Annotated in this window: 18 protein-coding genes; 10 read left to right on the top strand and 8 right to left on the bottom strand. The window is 64.0% G+C overall.

From position 1 onward, the window contains the following. Nucleotides 1-89 precede the first annotated feature (89 nt). From OO306_RS25080 to OO306_RS25065, 4 genes are all read right to left on the bottom strand, one after another. The gene (locus tag OO306_RS25080; RefSeq protein WP_186680938.1) at nucleotides 90-1022 is read right to left on the bottom strand and encodes a D-2-hydroxyacid dehydrogenase; all 933 of its coding nucleotides are present in this window, start codon (nucleotides 1020-1022) and stop codon (nucleotides 90-92) included. A 78-nt stretch (nucleotides 1023-1100) separates the two neighbouring features. Further along, nucleotides 1101-1394 (bottom strand): YcgL domain-containing protein, encoded by a 294-nt coding sequence (locus OO306_RS25075; protein ID WP_027594617.1) that lies wholly within the window; start codon nucleotides 1392-1394, stop codon nucleotides 1101-1103. After that, nucleotides 1391-2524, bottom strand: a complete 1134-nt coding sequence (rnd, locus tag OO306_RS25070; protein ID WP_265970164.1) for a ribonuclease D — start codon at nucleotides 2522-2524, stop codon at nucleotides 1391-1393. The genes OO306_RS25075 and rnd overlap by 4 nt, the downstream gene beginning before the upstream one ends. 107 nt (nucleotides 2525-2631) lie before the next feature. Beyond that, nucleotides 2632-4269, bottom strand: a complete 1638-nt coding sequence (locus OO306_RS25065; RefSeq protein WP_265970163.1) for a phosphoethanolamine transferase — start codon at nucleotides 4267-4269, stop codon at nucleotides 2632-2634. Nucleotides 4270-4566: 297 nt separating this feature from the next. Between OO306_RS25065 and OO306_RS25060 the strand changes: the two genes are divergently transcribed. Further along, a complete protein-coding gene (locus tag OO306_RS25060) occupies nucleotides 4567-4803 on the top strand; it encodes a YdcH family protein (protein WP_027594620.1) in 237 nt (78 codons plus the stop codon). A 61-nt stretch (nucleotides 4804-4864) separates the two neighbouring features. Here the strand turns inward: OO306_RS25060 and OO306_RS25055 are convergent, their stop codons facing one another. Beyond that, nucleotides 4865-6049 (bottom strand): PLP-dependent aspartate aminotransferase family protein, encoded by a 1185-nt coding sequence (locus OO306_RS25055; RefSeq protein WP_265970162.1) that lies wholly within the window; start codon nucleotides 6047-6049, stop codon nucleotides 4865-4867. A 128-nt stretch (nucleotides 6050-6177) separates the two neighbouring features. On the opposite strand from OO306_RS25055, the gene OO306_RS25050 reads away from it, so the two are divergent. Next, complete coding sequence (locus OO306_RS25050) at nucleotides 6178-6639, top strand: Lrp/AsnC family transcriptional regulator (RefSeq protein ID WP_027594622.1); 462 nt, start codon at nucleotides 6178-6180, stop codon at nucleotides 6637-6639. 122 nt (nucleotides 6640-6761) lie between these two features. Here OO306_RS25050 and OO306_RS25045 read toward each other — a convergent pair whose 3' ends face one another. After that, on the bottom strand, nucleotides 6762-9086 hold the full coding sequence (locus OO306_RS25045) for an FdhF/YdeP family oxidoreductase (protein WP_265970161.1): 2325 nt from the start codon (nucleotides 9084-9086) through the stop codon (nucleotides 6762-6764). 358 nt (nucleotides 9087-9444) lie between these two features. On the opposite strand from OO306_RS25045, the gene moaA reads away from it, so the two are divergent. Then, complete coding sequence (gene moaA, locus OO306_RS25040) at nucleotides 9445-10449, top strand: GTP 3',8-cyclase MoaA (RefSeq protein WP_265970160.1); 1005 nt, start codon at nucleotides 9445-9447, stop codon at nucleotides 10447-10449. Nucleotides 10450-10469: 20 nt separating this feature from the next. Then, nucleotides 10470-11369 carry a bestrophin family protein gene (locus OO306_RS25035; protein WP_099430187.1) on the top strand — a complete coding sequence of 300 codons (900 nt, stop codon included), beginning with the start codon at nucleotides 10470-10472 and terminating at the stop codon, nucleotides 11367-11369. A 66-nt stretch (nucleotides 11370-11435) separates the two neighbouring features. On the opposite strand, the gene moaB is transcribed toward OO306_RS25035, so the two are convergent. Further along, nucleotides 11436-11975, bottom strand: coding sequence for a molybdenum cofactor biosynthesis protein B (gene moaB, locus OO306_RS25030; RefSeq protein WP_265970159.1), 540 nt, complete (start codon nucleotides 11973-11975; stop codon nucleotides 11436-11438). Between the two features lie 141 nt (nucleotides 11976-12116). Between moaB and OO306_RS25025 the strand changes: the two genes are divergently transcribed. Continuing rightward, a complete protein-coding gene (locus OO306_RS25025; protein WP_238215891.1) occupies nucleotides 12117-13004 on the top strand; it encodes a LysR family transcriptional regulator in 888 nt (295 codons plus the stop codon). Here the strand turns inward: OO306_RS25025 and OO306_RS25020 are convergent. Further along, a complete protein-coding gene (locus OO306_RS25020; protein ID WP_099455060.1) occupies nucleotides 12992-13774 on the bottom strand; it encodes an AraC family transcriptional regulator in 783 nt (260 codons plus the stop codon). The genes OO306_RS25025 and OO306_RS25020 overlap by 13 nt on opposite strands. A gap of 406 nt (nucleotides 13775-14180) precedes the next feature. Here OO306_RS25020 and OO306_RS25015 point away from each other — a divergent pair, with 406 nt between their 5' ends. The 5 genes from OO306_RS25015 to OO306_RS24995 all read left to right on the top strand — a co-directional run bounded on the left by OO306_RS25015 (nucleotide 14181) and on the right by OO306_RS24995 (nucleotide 20766). Next, the gene (locus OO306_RS25015) at nucleotides 14181-15797 is read left to right on the top strand and encodes an APC family permease (RefSeq protein WP_027594629.1); all 1617 of its coding nucleotides are present in this window, start codon (nucleotides 14181-14183) and stop codon (nucleotides 15795-15797) included. A gap of 28 nt (nucleotides 15798-15825) precedes the next feature. Next, entirely contained in the window at nucleotides 15826-16752 is a 927-nt protein-coding gene (locus tag OO306_RS25010; protein WP_085272430.1) for a 4-hydroxyproline epimerase, read from the top strand. A 56-nt stretch (nucleotides 16753-16808) separates the two neighbouring features. Beyond that, the gene (locus tag OO306_RS25005) at nucleotides 16809-17756 is read left to right on the top strand and encodes a dihydrodipicolinate synthase family protein (protein WP_027594631.1); all 948 of its coding nucleotides are present in this window, start codon (nucleotides 16809-16811) and stop codon (nucleotides 17754-17756) included. 172 nt (nucleotides 17757-17928) lie between these two features. Continuing rightward, entirely contained in the window at nucleotides 17929-19506 is a 1578-nt protein-coding gene (locus OO306_RS25000; RefSeq protein ID WP_265970158.1) for an aldehyde dehydrogenase (NADP(+)), read from the top strand. Between the two features lie 3 nt (nucleotides 19507-19509). Continuing rightward, entirely contained in the window at nucleotides 19510-20766 is a 1257-nt protein-coding gene (locus OO306_RS24995) for an FAD-binding oxidoreductase (protein ID WP_265970157.1), read from the top strand. The last annotated feature ends 71 nt before the right edge of the window (nucleotides 20767-20837 follow it).

The raw sequence follows: 20837 nt of genomic DNA, 5'->3' as shown, positions 1-20837 counted from the left end.
TCCCACAAGTACCCCGCAGGCCCAAGGTCGGCGCGGTACTTGTGGGAGCGGGCTTGCCCCGCGAAGAGGCCGGTACAGGCCACTAGCAATCAGTAACCCCGGGCGAAATCCACTTCCCCGCGCAACCCCTGCCCCGCCTCATACGCCCGCACATTCTCGACGAACAACCGCACCATCGCCGCCGGCGAGGTGGGCGCCGAGCTGTGCCCGGTCAGCAGCAACCCCCAGGCGGTCCAGAATGGGTGACGCTGGGGCAGTGGCTCCTGGCGGCACACATCAATCACCGCGCCCGCCAGATGCCCCTGCTTCAGTGCTTCCACCAGGTCGGCATCGACCACCGCCACTCCACGCCCGGCATTGATGAACAAGGCACTGGGCTTGAAGCGCTGGAACAGCGCCGCATCGTACAAATCGTGGGTGGCAGGCGTGTCCGGCAGCAGGTTGATCACGTAGTCAACCTGCTCGACCATGCGCGGCAGGTCCGCCAGGGCCGCCACTTCGACGAACGGCAGCTGCTCGCGGGCGCTGCTCGCGACCCCGTACAGGGTCACGCCGAACGGCAGCAGAAACTCCGCCACACGCTGGCCGATGTCGCCGGTGCCAACGATCAGCACCTTGCGCCCCTCAAGGGTGCGCCCTGGGCGGTCGTCCCAGCGCCGCTCGACCTGGCTCACCAGGCGCGACAGCACCTCGCGTTCATGGCCGAGCAGGTAGGTGAGCATGTACTCCGCCATGACCTGGCCAAAAATGCCAACTGCGCGCGTCAGGCGATAGTCCCGTGGCAAACCCTCGGCCAGCAACGGGGTGATGCCGGCCCAGGTCGACTGCATCCAGGCCGGCTTGTGGCCCTGGCGCAGCAGGCTCGCCAACAAGTCGGGCTGGCCCAGCCACACCGGGCACTGCGGCGCCTGCAGCGCCAGCTCGGCAGAATCGCTGCTGGTCAGGATTTGCAGGTCAGGGGCCGCTTCGCCCAGCAGCTGGGTGTACTTGGCATGATCCTGTTCGGCGATCAGAACGCGCATCGTGAAAACAACCTTGGCAGACAACGAAAGCGGCCCGACAGGCGGGCCACTTGGCGAATGAGAGGAACCGGGCCTGGGTCAGACCGGGTCGTTACGGCGCAGCAGCTCTTCGGGCAGGTGCTCGATGTACTCATCCTCGGCCGGCGGCATCTGCAGGTGATAGCCCTGGTTGTCGAGGTTTTCCAGCACCTTGGTGATGTCCTCGCGCGCCAGCTTGCGCTCGGGGCTCAGCACCAGGTCGAAAGCATGCACGGGGGTGCCGAAGAACGGCAGCAAGGCCTCGGGCACGCGCTCCAGGCCTTCGGCCTTGAGCACATACAGGTACATTTCGTTCTTGCGGGGGCTCTTGTAGATCGAGCAAATACGTTTCATCGGGTCTCTCCGGCGCCTGCCAGGTTGTCCAGCAGGGCCTGGCCCATGCGCTCGCGACGCCAGCCGCGCAGCGAATCGGGCAGTTGATAGGGGCCATTGGGGTAGCCGCTCTTGAGCAGCGCTTCCAGGGTTTTCTTGCGCAGCATCAGCTCGGGGGCAATGCCTAAGCGCTCGCCTTCGGCCTGGCCGATGGCGCGCAGTTGCTTGAGGATGCCGGCCGCTTCGATCGGCAATGGCTCAGGCAAAACCTGCGGCCACTGATCGGCGGGCAGGCTGGCAGCACGCTTGATCAGCTGGACGAGAAACTCCCCGTCCTGGCGGATGGTACGCGGGTGCATCTCGTCGATCTTGGCCAGGGCCGACAAGTTAGAGGGCTGGGACTTGGCCATCGGCCACAGCGAGTGCTCTTTGAGGATGCGGTTGCGCGGCACGTCGCGGTTGCGTGCTTCGCGCTCACGCCAGGCGCACAGCTCGCGCAACACAGCCAGCTGCTGGGGCGCCAGCTTCCAGGCCAGCTTGACGTCGCGGTACAGGCTCTCGGGCTCGACTTCCCGGCGCAGCTGGGCCACCAGCTCGGCGCCGTCTTCCAGCACCCAGGCGTACTTGTCATCGGACAGTCGCGGGCGCAGCGCGATGAACAGCTCGGCCAGGTGCACGGCATCTTCGGCGGCGTAGCTGACCTGGGTGTCGGACAGCGGGCGTTGCAGCCAGTCAGACCGGGTTTCGCCCTTGGGCAGCTCGAGCCCCAGCACGTCCTGGACCAGGCGCGAGTAACCCATGGAGAAACCCAGGTTCAGGTAACCGGCGGCCAACTGCGTGTCGAACAGTGGCTGTGGCAGCTTGCCGGTCAGGCGCAGCAGCACTTCGAGGTCTTCGCTGCAGGCGTGCAGCACCTTGACCACGCCGCTGTCTTCAAGCAGCTCGCCCAGCGGCTGCCAGTCCTTGATCAGCAGTGGGTCGATCAGAAAGGCACGTTGACCGTCGCCAATCTGGATCAGCCCCGCCTTGGGGTAGAACGTGTCTACCCGCATGAATTCGGTGTCGAGCGCTACGAAGGGCAGTTGGCGCCACTTTCGGCAGAGGTCGGCCAGGGTCTGGTCGTCACGGATCCAGTGAATTTCGATGGCCACGAGGCTCTCCCACTAACATTGGCGCGCAGTATATACGGCGCGGGCACTGCGGGTGAAACCTGCGCCATCCCTGGAATAGATAAACGGTGGTGTAAAAGCCATGCGCGTCAGCGCTTGGCTGCCAGCCACGGCCGGCAGCTGGCGAACATGTCCAACGATTGCTGGTAGACCTCGGTGCGCACCTGCAACAGGCCGAGCATCGAGTGGAACAGGTTGTCCTGGGACAGCGGCGCGTCGCTGAGCTTGGCCAGGCAGTCGGTGTCCAGGCCAAAGTCCTCTTTGTAGCTGTCGGAGAACCAGGTCAGCAGTGGCACGTGCTTCTGCTGCTCCGGGGCGATGGGGTAAGGGGTGCCGTGCAGGAACAGGTTGTACTCACCCAGCGACTCGCCGTGGTCGGAGAGGTAGATCATCGCTGTGTCGACCTTGTCCTGTTTGCTGCGCAGCGTGTCGATCAGCGACGCCAGCACCTTGTCGGTGTAGGCCAGGGTATTGTCGTAGCCGTTGATGATTTCCTGCTCGCTGCACTGGTTCAGTGCATTGCTCTGGCACACCGGGGTAAAGCGCTCGCTGGCGTTGGGGTAGCGCTTGAAGTACTCGGGGCCGTGGCTGCCCATCTGGTGCAGCACCAGCACGGTGTCCTTGTCGAGGTTGTCGATCAGCTCACCCAGGCCCTGCAACAGGATCTCGTCATGGCATTCGCCGTTGGCGCACAGCGCCGGGTCGGTGAGGTTGCTGACATCGATGAACTGCACCCGATCACAGGTGCCCTTGCAGCCCGACTGGTTGTCGCGCCACTGCACGGCCAGGCCTGCCCGCTGCAGGATATCCAGCAGCCCTTCGCGATTTTTCGCCACGCGCGCGTCGTAGTCTTTGCGCTGCATGCCCGAGAACATGCAGGGCACCGACACGGCGGTTTCAGTCCCGCACGAATGCACATCGGAGAAGGCCAGCAGGCCCTGCTCCTTGGCCAGGTTAGGAGTAGTGTCGCGGTCATAACCGAGCACGCCGAAATGGTCTGCCCGCGCACTTTCGCCGACGACCAGCACCGTCAACGACTTGCGTTCATGGTGCTGCCAGGCGGCATCGCGTTTCGCATCCGTACCATAATTCTGGAAGGGCCTGGCCGCAGTACCGACGCGTTCGCTGACATAACCAATGGAGGCACCCACGATATTGCTCGGGGTGAGCATCAGGCGCAGTTCGTGGTGATTGCGAAACAGTGACGACAAGCCCTGGTAGTTGACCAACGCCACCGACCCGAGTGCGACCACACAGGCGCCGCTGACCACCAGCTTGCCCAACAGCTCACGGTGCCAGGCGCGGTAGGCGATCGGTGTTTTCCACAGCACGACCGAGGGCAATACGCCCAGCAACAGTATATAAGCGGCAAACTTAAACGACATCAGGTCGCGCACTTCCGCAACATTGGTCTCTGCCATGTTACGGAACATGCCGGCATCAATAAGCACCCCGTACTGATTCATGAAGTAAGCAACACCCGCGCCACTCATGAACAGCACAATAAGTACCGGCTTTAATACATACCGGAAGGCAAACAAGGTCAAAATCAGGTTGAATGCGAACAGCATCAGCACGGCAAATGCCAGGCTCAGCCAAAGCCCCGCCAACCCTGGCGGAACCACGTGTTCCAGGTGCTGCCAGAGAAAGAAATTGAAGCCGATCAGCAGGTACAGGCTGGCCAGCAGCGTGACCCATTCAGTCCGCAGGGATTTAAAGTTGAGCATCAGTGTTCGCAATCAAGAGTGATTATCAGCCCACGGGCCTGTGCGGCACCGCGAAAAGTTGGCTGAACTCTAGAAAGGCCACCATCAATTTTTCGTGAAAAAGACGCCAACAAAACCGTGAGATGGCGTTTTTCCAACATTAAATGAAGTTTATTCAGCCGCCATTCAGCCTGGCAGGCCAAGTTTGCTGCGCGGTTGCGAGAAGGCTGCGCCGGCCTCCCCCAGCTCCCCACCTGCGCAAAGGCGGCTATCCTCAAAGGTCAGGACCGTTCGCCAACCGCCAAGAGAGGTGAAGAAATGCCCGTTCCGCATGATCTGCTCGCTGACCTGAACATCACTGCCGAGGATTTCCAGACGCGCATCGACAAAGACCATGACCTGCACAAACTGCACAAGGAGTACAACGCCAAAGACAAGGAAGTGCTGGCCGCTGAAGGCAACGCCAGCACCGATGACACCGTCACCCGACTGCGCAAGGAGCGGCTGCTGATCAAGGACAAGATCGAACGGATCATTCATCCGCCGAAATCTTGAGGGGTTTCTGCTGAATCAACCGGCCCTATCGCCCGCAAGCCGGCGATAGGGCCAGCCGCTTTTATACGCTAGCCGACGCCTTCAACGCCGTATCCAGATCTTCGATCAGGTCCCGATAGTCCTCGATCCCCACCGACAGCCGCAGCAAGTTCTCACTGATGCCCATCACGCCCTTCTGTTCCGGGCTCAGGGAGTTGTGCGACATGCTCCAGGAGTGGTTGATCATGCTCTCCACGCCGCCCAGCGAATCGGCAAGTACGAAGATCTGCAGCGCCTCGACCAGGCGATTGAGCGCCGCCCGGTCGCCACCCTTGACCTTCATGGCCACCACGGCCCCGCCCGCACGCATCTGGCGCTTGCACAGCGCATGCTGGGGGTGGCTTTCAAGCCCCGGGTAAAACACCTGCTCGATCTGCGGATGGCTTTCGAGAAAACGCGCCACCTGCAGGGCATTGGCGCACTGGCGCTCCATGCGTACATCCAAGGTTTTCAGGCCACGCAGGGCCAGGTAGCAGTCGAACGGCCCCTGAATCGCCCCGACCGCCATGCTGATCTTGCGCAACCGCGCCAGCAGCGCGTCGTTGGCGGCCACCACCACACCGCCGGTGAGGTCGGAATGGCCGCCGATGTACTTGCTTGCCGAGTGCATCACCAGGTCCACGCCCAGGGTGATCGGGCGCTGGTTCCAGGGCGAGCAGAAGGTGTTGTCGATGCAGGTGAGGATACCGCGCGACCGCGCCAGGTCGCAGACCGCCTTGATGTCGACCAGGTGCAGCAAGGGGTTGGTTGGGGACTCGATCCAGATCAGCTGGGTTTCCGGGCGAATCGCCGCGGCCACAGCCTGCACGTCGTTGAGGTCGACGTAAGTGGTGGTCAGCCCCGATGTGTGGCTGCGGTAGTCCTCCAGAATACGGAACGTGCCGCCGTAGACGCCGTTCATCACCACCACGTGGGCATCCTTGGGCAACAGCTCCAGCACCGTTGCCGTGGCGTTCACGCCGGAGGCGCAAGCCACCGCGCCGACGCCTTCTTCCAGCGCCGCGACGCAGCTCTCGTAAGCATGCCGGGTCGGGTTGCCGACGCGGCTGTAGGCATACTCGGGGTTGTCGTCCAAGCTGCGCTTGATGTACGAACTGGCGGTGTAGATGGGCGGGAAGATCGCGTTGTCAGCAACGCTATCCTGCTCGCCGGCGTGGATGGTACGGGTGGCGAAATTACGCGGCTTGTCGGACATGATCCGGTCCATTGACTGAGGTAAGCCTGCAACTATCGCACAACCATTGCCGGCGGCAAGGACGCGCAACGGGGGTCACGCATTTTTCCGGTTTTGCAGTAATCTGGAGAAAATCATTCTCTGGCCAGCCTGTAATCGACATGGACAATTTCGACCAACACATCCTTACCTTGCTGCAGCGCGACGCGTCCATTTCTCTCAAGGACCTGGCCGAGGCGGTAAACCTGTCCACCACGCCCTGCTGGAAGCGGGTCAAACGGCTGGAAGAAGAGGGTTACATCCTTGGCCGCGTCGCCCTGCTCGACCCCACGCGCCTGGGGCTGGGCCTGACGGTGTTCGTCCAGCTCAAGACCCAGCGCCACGACAGCGCCTGGCTGGAGCAGTTTGCCGCGACGGTGACCGGTTTCGAGGAGGTGATGGAGTTTTACCGCATGTCGGGGGATTGGGATTACATGCTGCGGGTGGTGGTAGGTGACATAGCCGCCTATGACCGGTTCTACAAGAAGCTGATCACCCGCACCGACGGGCTTTCCAACATTACGTCGAGTTTTGCCATGGAACAGATGAAGTACACCACCGCTTACCCGGTGCACCGGCCCTAGCGCGATCGTCTGTAGGAGCGGCCTTGCGTCGCGAAAGGGCCGCGAAGCGGCCCCAACAATTTATGCCGCGAAGCTGAAAACCTGGGGCCGCTGCGCGGCCCTTTCGCGACGCAAGGCCGCTCCTACAGAGACCGCGCCTCGATCCGGATCCCCGCCTTGGCTTTCTCTACCCTGATCGCGACGAACTTCGAGGTCGGCGTATACGTCCCCTCGCCATAACTCTCCAGCGGCACCAGCGGGTTGGTCTCCGGGTAATACGCCGCGGCCTGCCCCTGCGGCACGTCATACGCCACCAGGCGGAACCCGGACACCCGCCGTTCGCGCCCGTCCTCCCACAGCGACACCAGGTCCACGTGCTCGCCAGGCTCGAACCCCAGGCGACGGATGTCGGCCTCATTGACGAACACCACCTCACGCAGGCCAAACACCCCACGGTAGCGGTCATCCAGGCCATACAGCGTGGTGTTGTACTGGTCGTGCGAACGCAAGGTCTGCAGGATCAGGTCCGGTTTGTCGCCACGGGCCAGCACCTGGGCATTGACCAGTTGCTCCGGCAACTGGCTGGCACTGAAACGCGCCTTGCCGGTGGCGGTCCGCCACGTGCGATCCGCCGCGTTGTTGCCCAGGTGGAAGCCACCGGGGTGCTGCAAGCGCTCGTTGAAGTCGGTAAAGCCGGGGATCACATCGGCGATCATGCTGCGGATGCGGCTGTAGTCAGCAATGGCATATTCCCAATCGATCGGCTGCTTGCCCAAGGTCGCCTGGGCCATGCCGGCCACGATGGCCGGCTCCGAACGCAAGTGTGGCGAGCGCGGGCGCAATTGGCCGTGGGAGATGTGCACCATGCTGAAGGTGTCCTCCACGGTCACGCCCTGCGGCCCGTCGGCCTGCAGGTCGATCTCGGTTCGCCCCAGGCACGGCAGGATGAGCGCATCACGGCCGGTGACCAAGTGCGAACGGTTGAGCTTGGTGGAAATCTGCACGGTCAATGCGCAGTTGCGCAGGGCCGCGTGGGTCCGAGGGGTGTCTGGGGTAGCCTGGGCGAAGTTACCGCCCAGGGCGATGAAGACCTTGGCCTGCCCTTCTTCCATGGCCTTGATCGCCAGCACCGCGTTATGCCCGTGGGCACGGGGCACACGGAACTGGAAGCGTTTTTCCAGGGCATCGAGCAGCCCGGCCTTGGGCTTCTCGTCGATGCCCATGGTGCGGTCGCCCTGCACATTGCTGTGGCCACGCACCGGCGACAGGCCAGCACCGGGTTTGCCAACGTTGCCGCGCAGCAGTTGCAGGTTGACGATTTCCTGCACCGTGGGCACCGAGTGGCGGTGCTGGGTGACGCCCATGGCCCAGCACATGATGACCCGCTCGGCCTTGCGGTACATGCGCGCAGCCAGCTCGATCTCGGCCTGGGTCAGGCCCGACTGCTCGACGATATGCGCCCAGGAGGTGGCATCCACCGCCGCCAGGTAGGCGTCGACGCCGCTGGTGTGGTCGGCGATGAAGGCATGGTCGAACACCGCCGGTTCACCCTTGGCCAGGGCCTCGCGTTCCCATTGCAGCAAATACTTGGCGATGCCACGCATGGCCGCCATGTCGCCGCCCAGCGCCGGGCGGAAGTACGCGGTGTTGGTCGGTTCGGAGCCGTTGCTGAGCATTTCGAACGGGTGTTGCGGGTGCTGGAAGCGCTCCAGGCCACGCTCCTTCAGCGGGTTGAAGCACACCACCTGGGCACCACGCTTGACCGCCTCGCGCAGCGGTTCGAGCATGCGCGGGTGGTTGGTGCCGGGGTTCTGGCCAATGACGAAGATGGCGTCGGCCAGTTCCAGGTCATGGAACACCACGGTGCCCTTGCCCACGCCGAGGGTTTCCGACATGCCCACACCGCTGGCCTCGTGGCACATGTTCGAGCAATCGGGGAAGTTGTTGGTGCCGTAGGCGCGGACAAACAGCTGGTACAAAAACGCCGCTTCGTTGCTGGCCCGCCCCGAGGTGTAGAACTCGGCCTGGTCGGGCGAATCGAGCGCCTGCAGGTGTTTGGCGACCAGGGCGAAGGCCTCTTCCCAGGAGGTTTCGACGTAGTGATCGGTGGCCGCGTCGTAGCGCATCGGGTGGGTCAGGCGGCCTTGGAATTCGAGCCAGTAATCGGTCTGTTCGGCCAACGCACTGACGCTGTACTTGGCGAAGAATGCAGGGTCTACCGAGCGACCGGTGGCTTCCCAGTTGACCGCCTTGGCGCCGTTCTCGCAGAACTTGACCATGTCGTTTTCCGGCGATTCGCCCCAGGCGCAGCCGGGGCAGTCGAAGCCGCCGTTCTGGTTGGTCTTGAGCATGGCCCGCAGGTTCTTGAAGGCGTTTTCGCTGCCCAGCCAGCTTTTGGTCACGCTCTTGAGCGCCCCCCAGCCGGCGGCGGCGCCTTTGTAGTCCCTGATATGTTCGTCCTGGCTCATGCGGTGAATCCTCACGCTCGGTGTTTTTTCCAGACTATTGAGCGTGGGGCACAAGCGTCCAATCGAAAGATCTTACGGGCTGATAAGCCGTTTCGATCACGGGCCAGCACTGACAATCCAGATCGCGTCCTGTAGGAGCAGCCTTGTGCTGCGAAGAGGCCGGTTTGGCTAGCCGAGAAGCTGTGGCTGCAATGGCCTCTTCGCAGCACAAGGCTGCTTCTACAGGGGGAATCTCCCATACATGCCGGGGCCTGCAGCCGTGATAGAGCAGATTGATCAACCAGTCGGGGAAAGCAATTTGACGGGGGTGCGGCCAGGTTATAGCTTGGAGCTGAGTCCATCCCATTCGAGCGCAATCGTGGAACAGAACAGCCGGGCCCTGATCGACGGCTTCAACCGGAAAATCGACTACCTGCGGATGTCGGTCACCGACCGCTGCGACTTCCGGTGCGTGTACTGCATGGCTGAAGACATGCAGTTCCTGCCGCGCCAGCAGATCCTCAGCCTCGAAGAACTGTTCCAGGTGGCTGAGCGCTTCGTCGCATTGGGCACCCGCAAAATCCGCCTGACCGGTGGCGAGCCGCTGGTGCGCCAGGGCATCGTCGAGTTGTGCGGGCGCATCGCCGCCCTGCCCGGCCTGCGCGAACTGTGCATGACCAGCAACGGCTCGCAACTCGGGCGCCTGGCCCAGCCGCTGTTCGACGCCGGCGTCTCGCGCCTGAACATCAGCCTCGACAGCCTGGACCCCGGGCGCTTCAAGCAACTGACCCGCACCGGCGACCTCAACCAGGTCATCGCCGGCATCGACGCCTCGCGCCAGGCAGGCTTTCGCAAGACCAAGCTCAACTGCGTAGTGCTCAAGGGCCGCAACGATGACGAACTGGTCGACCTGGTGCGCTTTGCCATCGACCGCGAGCTGGACATCACCTTCATCGAAGAAATGCCCCTGGGTCACATCAGCGAACACCAGCGTGGTGAGTCGTTCTACTCCAGTGACGAGGTGCGCGACCGGCTGGCCGAGCAGTTCACCCTGATCGAGTCCACCGAGTCGTCCCAAGGCCCGGCACGCTACTGGCGCCTGGCCGAAGCAGCGCACACCCGGGTCGGCTTCATTTCGCCGCACAGCCATAACTTCTGCGCCACCTGCAACCGCGTGCGCCTGACCGTCGAAGGCCGCCTGCTGCTGTGCCTGGGCAACGAGCATTCGGTGGACCTCAAGCAGGTCCTGCGTGCCCACCCAGGCAACGCCGAGCGCCTGGAAAACGCCATCCGCGACTCCTTGCACCTCAAGCCTTACCGCCATCATTTCGAGGTGGGGGGTGACGTGCAGATCCTGCGTTTCATGAACATGACCGGCGGCTGAACAGCCACCTCTGGATTTCCATGATCGTCCACCCCCGCCCCGATGTGCTGCGCGTGCTGTTCACCCTCAAGGGGTCGATCGTCAAACGCATCGCCCTGCGCTGCCTGATGGTCACCCTGCTGGCCGCACTGATCGTGCTGGTCGAGCGCCACTATCCGGCATTTTTCTACCCGGTCAGCGCCACACCGTTCACCTTGCTGGGCCTGTCGCTGTCGATCTTCATGAGCTTTCGCAACAACGCTTGCTACGACCGCTGGTGGGAAGGCCGCAAGGCCTGGGGCAAGCTGATCATCGAGACCCGCTCGTTCGTGCGCGAAAGCGTGGTCATCGCCGACCCGGCACTGCGTGCCGAACTGTTGCGCAGCCTGTGCGGCTTTGCCCATGCGCTCAACGCCCGGCTTCGCAACGAGGATGACCTGGCGGCCGCCCGGCCTTGGCTGGCCAACCCCAATGCGATCAGCCCGCACAATGTGTGCGACACGATCTTGCGCGAAGTCGGCGGGCACTGCTCACGGCTGGCCCAACAGGGGCAGATCAGCGATTGGCGCTACAGCGTGCTGGAACAGCGGCTGGTGGGGCTGACCGAAGTGCAGGCCACCTGCGAGCGGATCAAAGGCACGCCGTTGCCGTTCCCCTATACCTTGTTGCTGCACCGCACCATCTACATCTTCTGCCTGCTGCTGCCGTTCGCCCTGGCTGAACCGCTAGGCTGGTTGGCGCCGCTGTTCACCACCATCGTCGGCTATACGTTTTTTGGGCTGGATGCGATTGGCAACGAACTGGAAGACCCGTTTGGGCGCGATGAGAACGACCTGCCTACCGATGCGCTGGTGCGCACCGTGGAGCGCGATGTGCTGGCCGGGTTGGGGGTTGAACCGCTGCCACCGGCATTGGAGCCGGTGGGGTATGTGTTGAGCTGATTCTTTTACTGCCTGTGCTGGCCTCTTCGCGGGTAAACCCGCGAAGAGGCCAGCACAGCCAGGGCATTAACCGCGGCTTGCGCAAGCCTCCACAGGCTTCAGGTGCGGCACGAAGTTGCACGGCCGGTGGCGCGCATCCAGTTGCTCGGCCAGGATCCCTTCCCACGCCGTGCGGCAAGCCCCGGTCGAGCCTGGCAGGCAGCACACCAAGGTACCGTTGGCGAGCCCGGCCAATGTCCGGCTCTGAATGGTCGATGTGCCGATATCGAGAATGGACAACGCCCGGAACAGCTCACCAAAGCCATCGATACGTTTGTCCAACAGGCATTCAACGGCTTCCGGCGTACTGTCACGCCCGGTGAAGCCGGTACCGCCGGTAATCAGCACCACCTGCACCTGCTCGTCGGCGATCCAGGTGGCGACCTGGGCGCGGATCTTGTACAGGTCGTCCTTGAGCAGCGCTCGCGCCACCAGACGATGGCCGATTTCCACCGAGCGGCTGGCCAGCAGCTCACCGGAGGTGTCGTTGTCGTAGGTGCGGGTGTCACTGACGGTCAGTACGGCGATGTTGAGCGGTACGAAGACCGCATCGGGTTTGACGCTCACGGTGGGCTACTCCTGAAAGGGCATTGTCACCACGCTAGAGGCACGGCCGGGGGGCGTCCAATCGATATGGCGTACCGGGTGATCAATGACATCTATCGCTGACTTGGTTAAGGTCGGCATAACCAGACGCCAGGCACTCCCATGGACATCAAGCAACTCAAGTTCCTCATCGCGCTCGACCAGACCCGCCATTTTGGCCAGGCCGCAGCGCTGTGCCACATCACCCAGCCGACGCTGTCGATGCGCCTGCGCAACCTGGAAGACGAACTGGACCTGGTGCTGGTCAAACGCGGCCAGCGCTTCGAAGGGTTCACCGAAGCCGGCGAACGTATTCTGGCCTGGGCCCGCACACTGCTGGCGGCCCACGACGGCCTGCAAGCCGAAGCCGCCAGTTGCCGCGGCCAGGTGGTCGGCAGCCTACGCCTGGGCACCGTGCCGCTGGCCAGCTTCAACCCGATGCAATTGCTGTTGCCGCTGCGCGAAAAATACCCCGAGCTGCACTTCCAGATCAGCTCGCACAGCACCGAGCAGATCATGGATGGCCTGAGCCGCAACCAGCTTGACCTGGGCATCTGCTACCTCGACCAAGTCAATGCCAGCTTCTTCGAAGTGATCGAGTTGGGCACCACCACCATGGGCCTGCTGCACGATACCCGGCACTTCCAGTTCCAGGCCGACACCCTGCGTTGGGAAGACCTCGGCGATATTCCACTGGGTTTGCTGAGCAAAGGTATGCACTACCGTCAATCGCTGGACCTGAGCTTTCGCAGCCGCAGCCTGGAACCCAACGCCGTGCTGGAAAGCGACTCGAGCTTCCAGTTGATCCAGGCCATCAGCACCGGCGTGTGCTGCGCGATCATGCCACTGGATTGCGGGCTGGAAGACTTGAGCGACCACATGCGCATCCTGCCTATCGTCGACGCCAGCATCCACAGCCCGGTGGGCCTGCTGCTGCGCCGCAGCGAGCCGCGTTCGGCGATTGCCGAGCAGTGCTTTGACGAGGCGCGCGCGCTGTTTCAACCCTCCTGAGCGGCCGTCGCCTGGCGGTATTGGCGCGGGGTGAACCCGGTCAATTGCTTGAACTGGCGGCTGAAGGCGCTGTGGTCGGTGTAGCCGCACTGCATCGCCACCTCGGTGATTGGCAAGTCGCTGTGCAGCAAGCGATGGGCATGCTCCAGCCGCGCCTTGTGGATCATCTGCCGTGGCGTGAGGTGGAACACCCGCTTGCAATAGCGCTCCAGCTGCGCCACGGAAATACCCGCGATGCGGGTCAGTTCGCCCATGCTGATGGGTTGGTGAAAATGCCGCCGAATGTGCTCATCCACAGCTGCCAGGCGCTGGTAAGCGGGGTGGGTGTCGGCGGCTGACTGCAGGTCGACCGAGATGCCCACCAGGCCGATGATTGCGCCGTCGGGGTTGAGTAAGGGCCGCTTGTGGGTCAGGCACCAACCCGGTTCGCGGCTGCCGTACAGGTGCAGTTCGAGCTGGTCTTGCAGCACCAAGCCATCCTTGAGTACGCGACGGTCCTGCTCGGTGTAGCCGGGGCCCAGTTGTGCCGGGAAGACCTCGGCGCTGGTCTTGCCCAGCAAGGGTTGCAAACGCTTGAGGCCGCAGCGCTGGACCAGGGTGTTGTTGGCCAGCACGTAGCGGGCGTCGGCGTCCTTGATGAAGATCGCGGCGTTGGGGATCGCGTCGAGGATCGGCAGCAGCAGGGAGACCCCGGCGAGTAGGGCCTCCAAGGTGGCGGGGCGGTGCTGGTCCAAGGACTGGTACAGGGTTGCCAGGGAAAGGGCGCTCATCGGGTTGATCTCTAATGGCTTTACTGGCCTCTTCGCAGCACAAGGCTGCTCCTACCGGGACCGCACTGCCTTGTAGGAGCAGCCTTGTGCTGCGAAGAGGCCGGCACTGGCACTGCCTTGTAGGAGCAGCCTTGTGCTGCGAAGAGGCCGGCACTGGCACTGCATCTCCCAAGCCCTTATGCGGTATGGCTTTCAGCCTATCCACGAGCCCACCACCCCGCCACTACTTTTCTGCAACTGTGCCGATTTCGTCATCCACCCTGCAGAAAACCATCAAGAACCGATGCCCAGATCGGTCCACTCTATGCCCCACGCAAGCCGCCCAAGACCTACAAGAGCGCGGCCCAAAAAGCCGCACCTCGTGACATCAGACCTGCCTATCCAAAACCTACAAAAAGGCGCACCCATGTCAGGCAAATTCAAAAAACAGCTCTCATTGCTCGACCTCACCTTCATCGGCCTAGGCGCCATTTTCGGCTCCGGCTGGCTGTTCGCCGCCAGCCACGTCTCGGCCATCGCTGGCCCCGCCGGTATTTTGTCCTGGTTCCTCGGCGGTTTCGCCGTGCTGTTGCTGGGCATCGTCTACTGCGAGCTCGGCGCCGCCCTGCCCCGCGCCGGTGGCGTGGTGCGCTACCCGGTGTACTCCCACGGCCCGCTGCTTGGCTACCTGATGGGCTTCATCACGCTGATCGCGTTTTCCAGCCTGATCGCCATCGAAGTGGTCGCGTCACGGCAATACGCCGCGGCCTGGTTCCCCGAACTGACCAAGGCCGGGTCCAGTGACCCGAGCGTGCTCGGCTGGCTGGTGCAGTTCGCGCTGCTGGGGCTGTTCTTTCTGCTCAACTACCGCAGCGTCAAGACCTTCGCCAAAGCCAATAACCTGGTGAGCGTGTTCAAGTTCATCGTGCCGTTGCTGGTGATCGGCGTGCTGTTCACCTTCTTTAAACCGGCAAACTTCGAGGTCCAGGGCTTTGCGCCGTTCGGCCTGTCGGGTGTGGAAATGGCCGTCTCAGCGGGTGGCATCATCTTCGCCTACCTAGGGCTGACACCGATCATTTCGGTAGCCAGTGAAGTGAAGAACCCGCAGCGCACCATTCCCATCGCGCTGATCCTGTCGGTGCTGTTGTCCACCGCGATCTACGCCCTGCTGCAACTGGCCTTCCTCGGCAGCGTGCCAACCGAAATGCTGGCCAACGGCTGGGCCGGTGTGACCAAGGAACTCGCCCTGCCTTACCGCGACATCGCCCTGGCCTTGGGCGTGGGCTGGCTGGCCTACCTGGTGGTGGCCGACGCGGTCATCTCGCCAAGTGGTTGCGGCAACATCTACATGAACGCCACCCCGCGGGTGATCTATGGCTGGGCGCAGACCGGGACCTTTTTCAAAGTCTTCACCCGCATCGACGAGCAGTCCGGCATCCCCCGCCCGGCGCTGTGGCTGACCTTTGCCCTGTCGGTGTTCTGGACCCTGCCGTTCCCGTCCTGGGAAGCGCTGATCAACGTGGTCTCGGCGGCACTGGTACTGAGCTATGCCGTGGCCCCGGTCACCGTCGCCGCGCTGCGCCGCAACGCACCCGACATGCCGCGCCCGTTCCGCGTCAAGGGCATGAGCGTGCTCGGCCCGCTGTCGTTCATCATCGCCGCGCTGATCGTCTACTGGTCTGGCTGGAACACCGTGTCGTGGCTGTTGGCCCTGCAAATCGTGATGTTCGTGCTTTATCTGCTGTGCGCCCGCTTCGTGCCAACCCAGCACCTGTCCATCGGCCAGCAAGTGCGCTCGTCAGCCTGGCTGATCGGTTTCTACGCGGTGACCATCCTGCTGTCCTGGCTCGGCAGCTTCGGCGGCCTGGGCGTGATCGGCCACCCGTTCGACACCGTGGTCGTGGCCGCCTGTGCTCTGGGCATCTACTACTGGGGCGCCGCGACCGGCGTGCCGGCGCACCTGGTGCGCCTGGATGGCGAAGACGAGAGCGAAGCCACCGCCGACACACACCTGGGCCACCGCCCTGCCGCTGTCGCCTCCTGATCTCGGCCACCATTCAAGGGACCTGCCCATGAAACACATTCACGTCATCGACTCGCATACCGGCGGCGAACCGACCCGCCTGGTGATGAAAGGCTTCCCACCGCTCAATGGCCGCACCATGGCCGAACAGCGCGACGAACTGCGCGAACTGCACGACCCATGGCGCCGCGCCTGCCTGCTGGAGCCTCGCGGCAACGATGTGCTGGTCGGTGCGCTGTATTGCCCACCGGTCTCGGAAGACGCCACGTGCGGGGTGATCTTCTTCAACAACGCCGGCTACCTGAACATGTGCGGCCACGGCACCATCGGCCTGATCGCCTCGCTGCAGCACCTGGGGCTGATCGCGCCAGGCGTGCACAAGGTCGACACGCCGGTCGGCCAGGTGAGCGCCACCTTGCATGAAGACGGCGCGGTCACCGTAGGCAACGTGCCTGCCTACCGCTATCGCCAACAGGTGCCGGTCGAGGTACCGGGCCATGGCGTGGTGCACGGCGATATCGCCTGGGGCGGCAACTGGTTCTTCCTGGTGTCCGAGCATGGCCAGCGCATCGAGCTGGACAACGTCGAAGCGCTCACCGACTACACCTGGGCGATGCTCAAGGCCCTGGAGGCCCAGGGCATCACCGGCGAAAACGGCGAGCCGATCGACCATGTCGAGCTGTTTGCCGACGACCCCGACGCCGACAGCCGCAACTTCGTCATGTGCCCCGGCAAGGCCTACGACCGCTCCCCTTGCGGCACGGGCACCAGCGCCAAGCTGGCCTGCCTGGCCGCCGACGGCAAGCTCGACGAGGGCCAGACCTGGGTCCAGGCGAGCATCACCGGCAGCCAGTTCCAGGGCCGCTACCAGCGCGAGGGCGAGCGCATTCGCCCGTTCATCACCGGCCGCGCCTACATGACCGCCGACAGCACCCTGCTGATCGACGAACAGGATCCTTTCGCCTGGGGCATCTGACCTGCCCAGGCCTTTTTATTCGCAACCCAGACTGAATACTGCAAGGAGTGACACCCATGAGCGACAACATCTTCACCGGCTGCATGCCTGCCCTGATGACCCCCTGCACCGCCGCGCGCAAACCGGACTTCGATGCCCTGGTACGCAAAGGCCGCGAGCTGATCGAAGCCGGCATGAGCGCCGTGGTGTACTGCGGTTCGATGGGCGACTGGCCGCTGCTGACCGAGGCCGAACGCCAGGAAGGCGTGGCGCGCCTGGTGGCTGCCGGCATCCCGACCATCGTCGGCACCGGCGCGGTGAATACCCGTGAAGCGGTTTCCCACGCGGCCCATGCCGCCGAAGTTGGCGCGGCCGGCCTGATGGTGATCCCGCGTGTACTGTCCCGCGGCGCTTCGTTGATCGCCCAGAAGCACCACTTCTCGGCCATCCTGGCCGCCGCGCCGAAACTGCCGGCAGTCATCTACAACAGCCCGTACTACGGCTTTGCCACCCGCGCCGACCTGTTCTTCGAACTGCGCCGCGAATACCCGAACCTGATCGGCTTCAAGGAATTTGGCGGTGGCGCCGACCTGCGCTACGCCGCCGAGCACATCACCTCCAAGGACGATGACGTGACCCTGATGGTCGGCGTCGACACCCAAGTGGTGCATGGCTTCGTCAACTGCAATGCCACCGGTGCCATCACCGGCATCGGCAACGCACTGCCCCGTGAAGTGCTGCAACTGGTGAGCCTGAGCAAGCAGGCTGCCAAAGGTGATGCCAAGGCCCGGCGCCTGGCCCGTGAACTGGAAGCGGCGCTGGCGGTGTTGTCCTCGTTCGATGAAGGCTGCGACCTGGTGCTGTATTACAAGCACCTGATGGTGCTCAACGGCGACCGCGAGTACAGCCTGCACTTCAACGAGACCGACGCCCTGACCGATGCCCAGCGCAACTACGCCGAACAGCAATACGCGCTGTTCCGCCAGTGGTACGCCAACTGGTCGGCCGAGCAAAACGTCGCCTGATCAGTGTGGGCGTAACCGTGGGAGCGGGCTTGCCCCGCGAACACCGGCAAAGCCGGTGCCATGCACCGCGGCCCCTTCGCGGGACAAGCCCGCTCCCACAATGCCGCTGGGGGATCTCCCACAGGGTATGCGCTACACCCTTGCACCTGAATCCGACTCCAAAGGAGGCTCTATGCCCCTGACAGGCAACCTGCTGATTGGCCAAACGCCGGTAACCGGCAGCCGCGACGCCATCCGCGCCATCGACCCGGCCACCGGCCAAGCGCTCGAACCCGCCTACCTCGGCGGCACCGGCGAACACGTGGCCCAGGCCTGCGCACTGGCCTGGGCGGCGTTCGATGAATACCGCGAGACCTCGCTCGAACAACGGGCACACTTTCTTGAAACCATCGCCGAACAGATCGAGGCCCTGGGCGATGCACTGATCGACCGCGCCGTCGCCGAGACGGGCCTGCCCAAGGCACGCATCCAAGGCGAACGCGGCCGCACCTGCACGCAACTGCGCACGTTCGCCCGTGTGGTACGTGCCGGCGAATGGCTGGACGTGCGGGTCGACAATGCCCTGCCCGAGCGCCAGCCCCTGCCGCGCCCCGACCTGCGCCAGCGCCAGGTGGCCCTGGGGCCGGTAGCGGTGTTTGGCGCCAGCAACTTCCCCCTGGCCTTCTCGGTGGCCGGCGGCGACACGGCTTCGGCACTGGCCGCGGGTTGCCCGGTGGTGGTCAAGGCCCACGGCGCCCACCCTGGCACCAGCGAGCTGGTGGGCCGGGCAGTGGCGCACGCCGTGAAGCACTGCGGCCTGCCTGAAGGCGTGTTTTCGTTGTTGTACGGCGCGGGCCGTGAAGTGGGCATCGCCCTGGTCAGCGACCCGCGCATCAAGGCCGTCGGTTTTACCGGCTCGCGCAGCGGCGGCATCGCCCTGTGCCACGCGGCGCAGGCCCGCCCAGAGCCTATCCCGGTGTACGCCGAGATGAGTTCGATCAACCCGGTGTTCCTGTTTGACGCCGCCCTGCAGCGTCGCGGCGAAGCACTGGCGCAAGGGTTCGTCGCTTCGCTGACCCAAGGCGCCGGGCAGTTCTGCACCAACCCTGGCCTGGTGATCGCCCGCCAAGGGCCGGCGCTGCAACGCTTCGTCGACGCCGCCAGCGAGCAGGTGCAACGTGCAGCCGCACAAACCATGCTCACCCCCGGTATTTTCAGCGCTTATGAAACGGGCGTTGGCGCATTGGCCGAGAACAACAACGCCCACGTCGCCGCCAGCGGTCAACCGGCGCAAGGCCCTAACCAGTGCCAGGCCCAGTTGTTCGTGACCCAGGCCAGCGCGTTTCTGACCGACCCGGCGCTGCAAGCCGAGGTCTTCGGCGCTGCCTCACTGGTGGTGGCGTGCGACAGCGACGCGCAGGTGCGCCAGGTGGCCGAGCACCTGGAAGGCCAACTGACCGCGACGCTACAACTGGACGAGGCCGACATCGACAGTGCCCGCGCGCTGTTGCCGACCTTGGAACGCAAGGCCGGACGCATCCTGGTCAACGGTTGGCCGACCGGGGTCGAGGTGTGCGATGCGATGGTCCATGGCGGGCCATTCCCGGCTACCTCCGATGCCCGCACCACGTCGGTGGGCACGGCGGCGATCCTGCGCTTCCTGCGCCCGGTGTGCTACCAGGACTTCCCAGACGGGCTGCTGCCAGAGGCCTTGCGACACGGCAACCCGCTGCAACTGCGCCGGTTGCTCGACGGCAAGCGGGAAGGCTGAACCATGGTCGAGCCGCTCAACGCTGCTGAAACTGATATCGCCGTGGTCGGCGCCGGCATCGTCGGCGTCGCCTGTGCCCTGCAGCTGGCAAGGCAAGGCCGTCGGGTGCTGCTGATCGACCGCCAGCCACCTGGCCACGGCGCCTCGTTCGGCAACGCCGGGCACCTGGCCACCGAGCAGGTGTTCCCGATTGCCGACTTGTCGATTCTCAAACGCCTGCCCAGCATGCTGATGGACCCGATGGGCCCGCTGCGCCTGGACTGGAAGTACCTGCCCAAGGCCATGCCCTGGTTCACCCGCTTGCTGCTCAACCTGCGGCCCGCGCCATTTCAGCGCAGCGTGGCTGGCATCCGTGCGCTGAACGAAGGCAGCCTGGCGGCCTGGCAGCGGTTGTTAGGCTCGATTGGGCGCAGCGACCTGTTCAAGGAAGCGGGGTCGTTGCTGGTGTTCGAACGCAACGAATCGCGCCAGGCACTGGCGGCCTTGCAGGCGCGCATGCAACAGCAGGCGGTGCCGGCGGAGTACTGGTCGGCCGACAGCGTGCGGGCAACGGCGCCTCAGTTGAGCCGCTCGATCCTGGGCGGGCTGTTTTTCCCCCGTACCGGGCATTTCATCGACCCGTACCGCGTGGTCTGTGAGCTTTTCGAAGCGGCCAAGGCCAGTGGGGTTCGCTTCGTCCAGGCGCACGTCGACGGTGGGCACCTGCACGGCAGCGGCGTCAGCCTGGCCAGCGACCAAGGCACGTTCACTGCACGCCAGGTGCTGATCAGTTGCGGCGCGCATTCGGCCAAACTCACTGCGGCCCTTACCGGCAAGCGGGTGCCGCTGGACACCGAACGTGGCTACCACCTGATGTTGCCGGGTGAACATCAACGGCTGCCCTTTGCCGTCACCTCGCTGGAGCGCAAGTTCATCATGACGCCGATGGCCGACGGGTTACGGCTGGCCGGCACGGTGGAATTCGCCGGGCTCGATGCGCCGCCTAGCATGCAGCGGGCATGGCAGCTGCATAGGCTGAGCAAGGGCTTGTTCCAGCAAGATCTCGATGCCGAAGGGGCGACGCCGTGGATGGGTTTCAGGCCGTCCTTGCCGGATTCATTGCCGGTGATCGACCAGGTGTGCGAGGGACGGGTGATGCTTGCGTTCGGGCATCAGCACCTGGGGTTGACCCAGGCGGCGGTGACGGCCGAATGGGTGGGGCGGCTTGCCGAACAGGAAAGAGGGCCGCAGATGGAGGCCTATCGGTTGGATCGGTTTTGATCAGGAGCGGCCTCTTCGCGGGGCAAGCCCGCTCCCACAGGTAACTGCCAACCTCAAGGCCAGCGGAGTAC

It is taken from the genome of Pseudomonas sp. DCB_AW (assembly GCF_026240895.1).
In the GTDB taxonomy this organism is placed as follows: domain Bacteria; phylum Pseudomonadota; class Gammaproteobacteria; order Pseudomonadales; family Pseudomonadaceae; genus Aquipseudomonas; species Aquipseudomonas kermanshahensis.
Note: the sequence above shows the minus strand (reverse complement) of the source record. Positions and strands in the feature narration are given on the sequence as shown.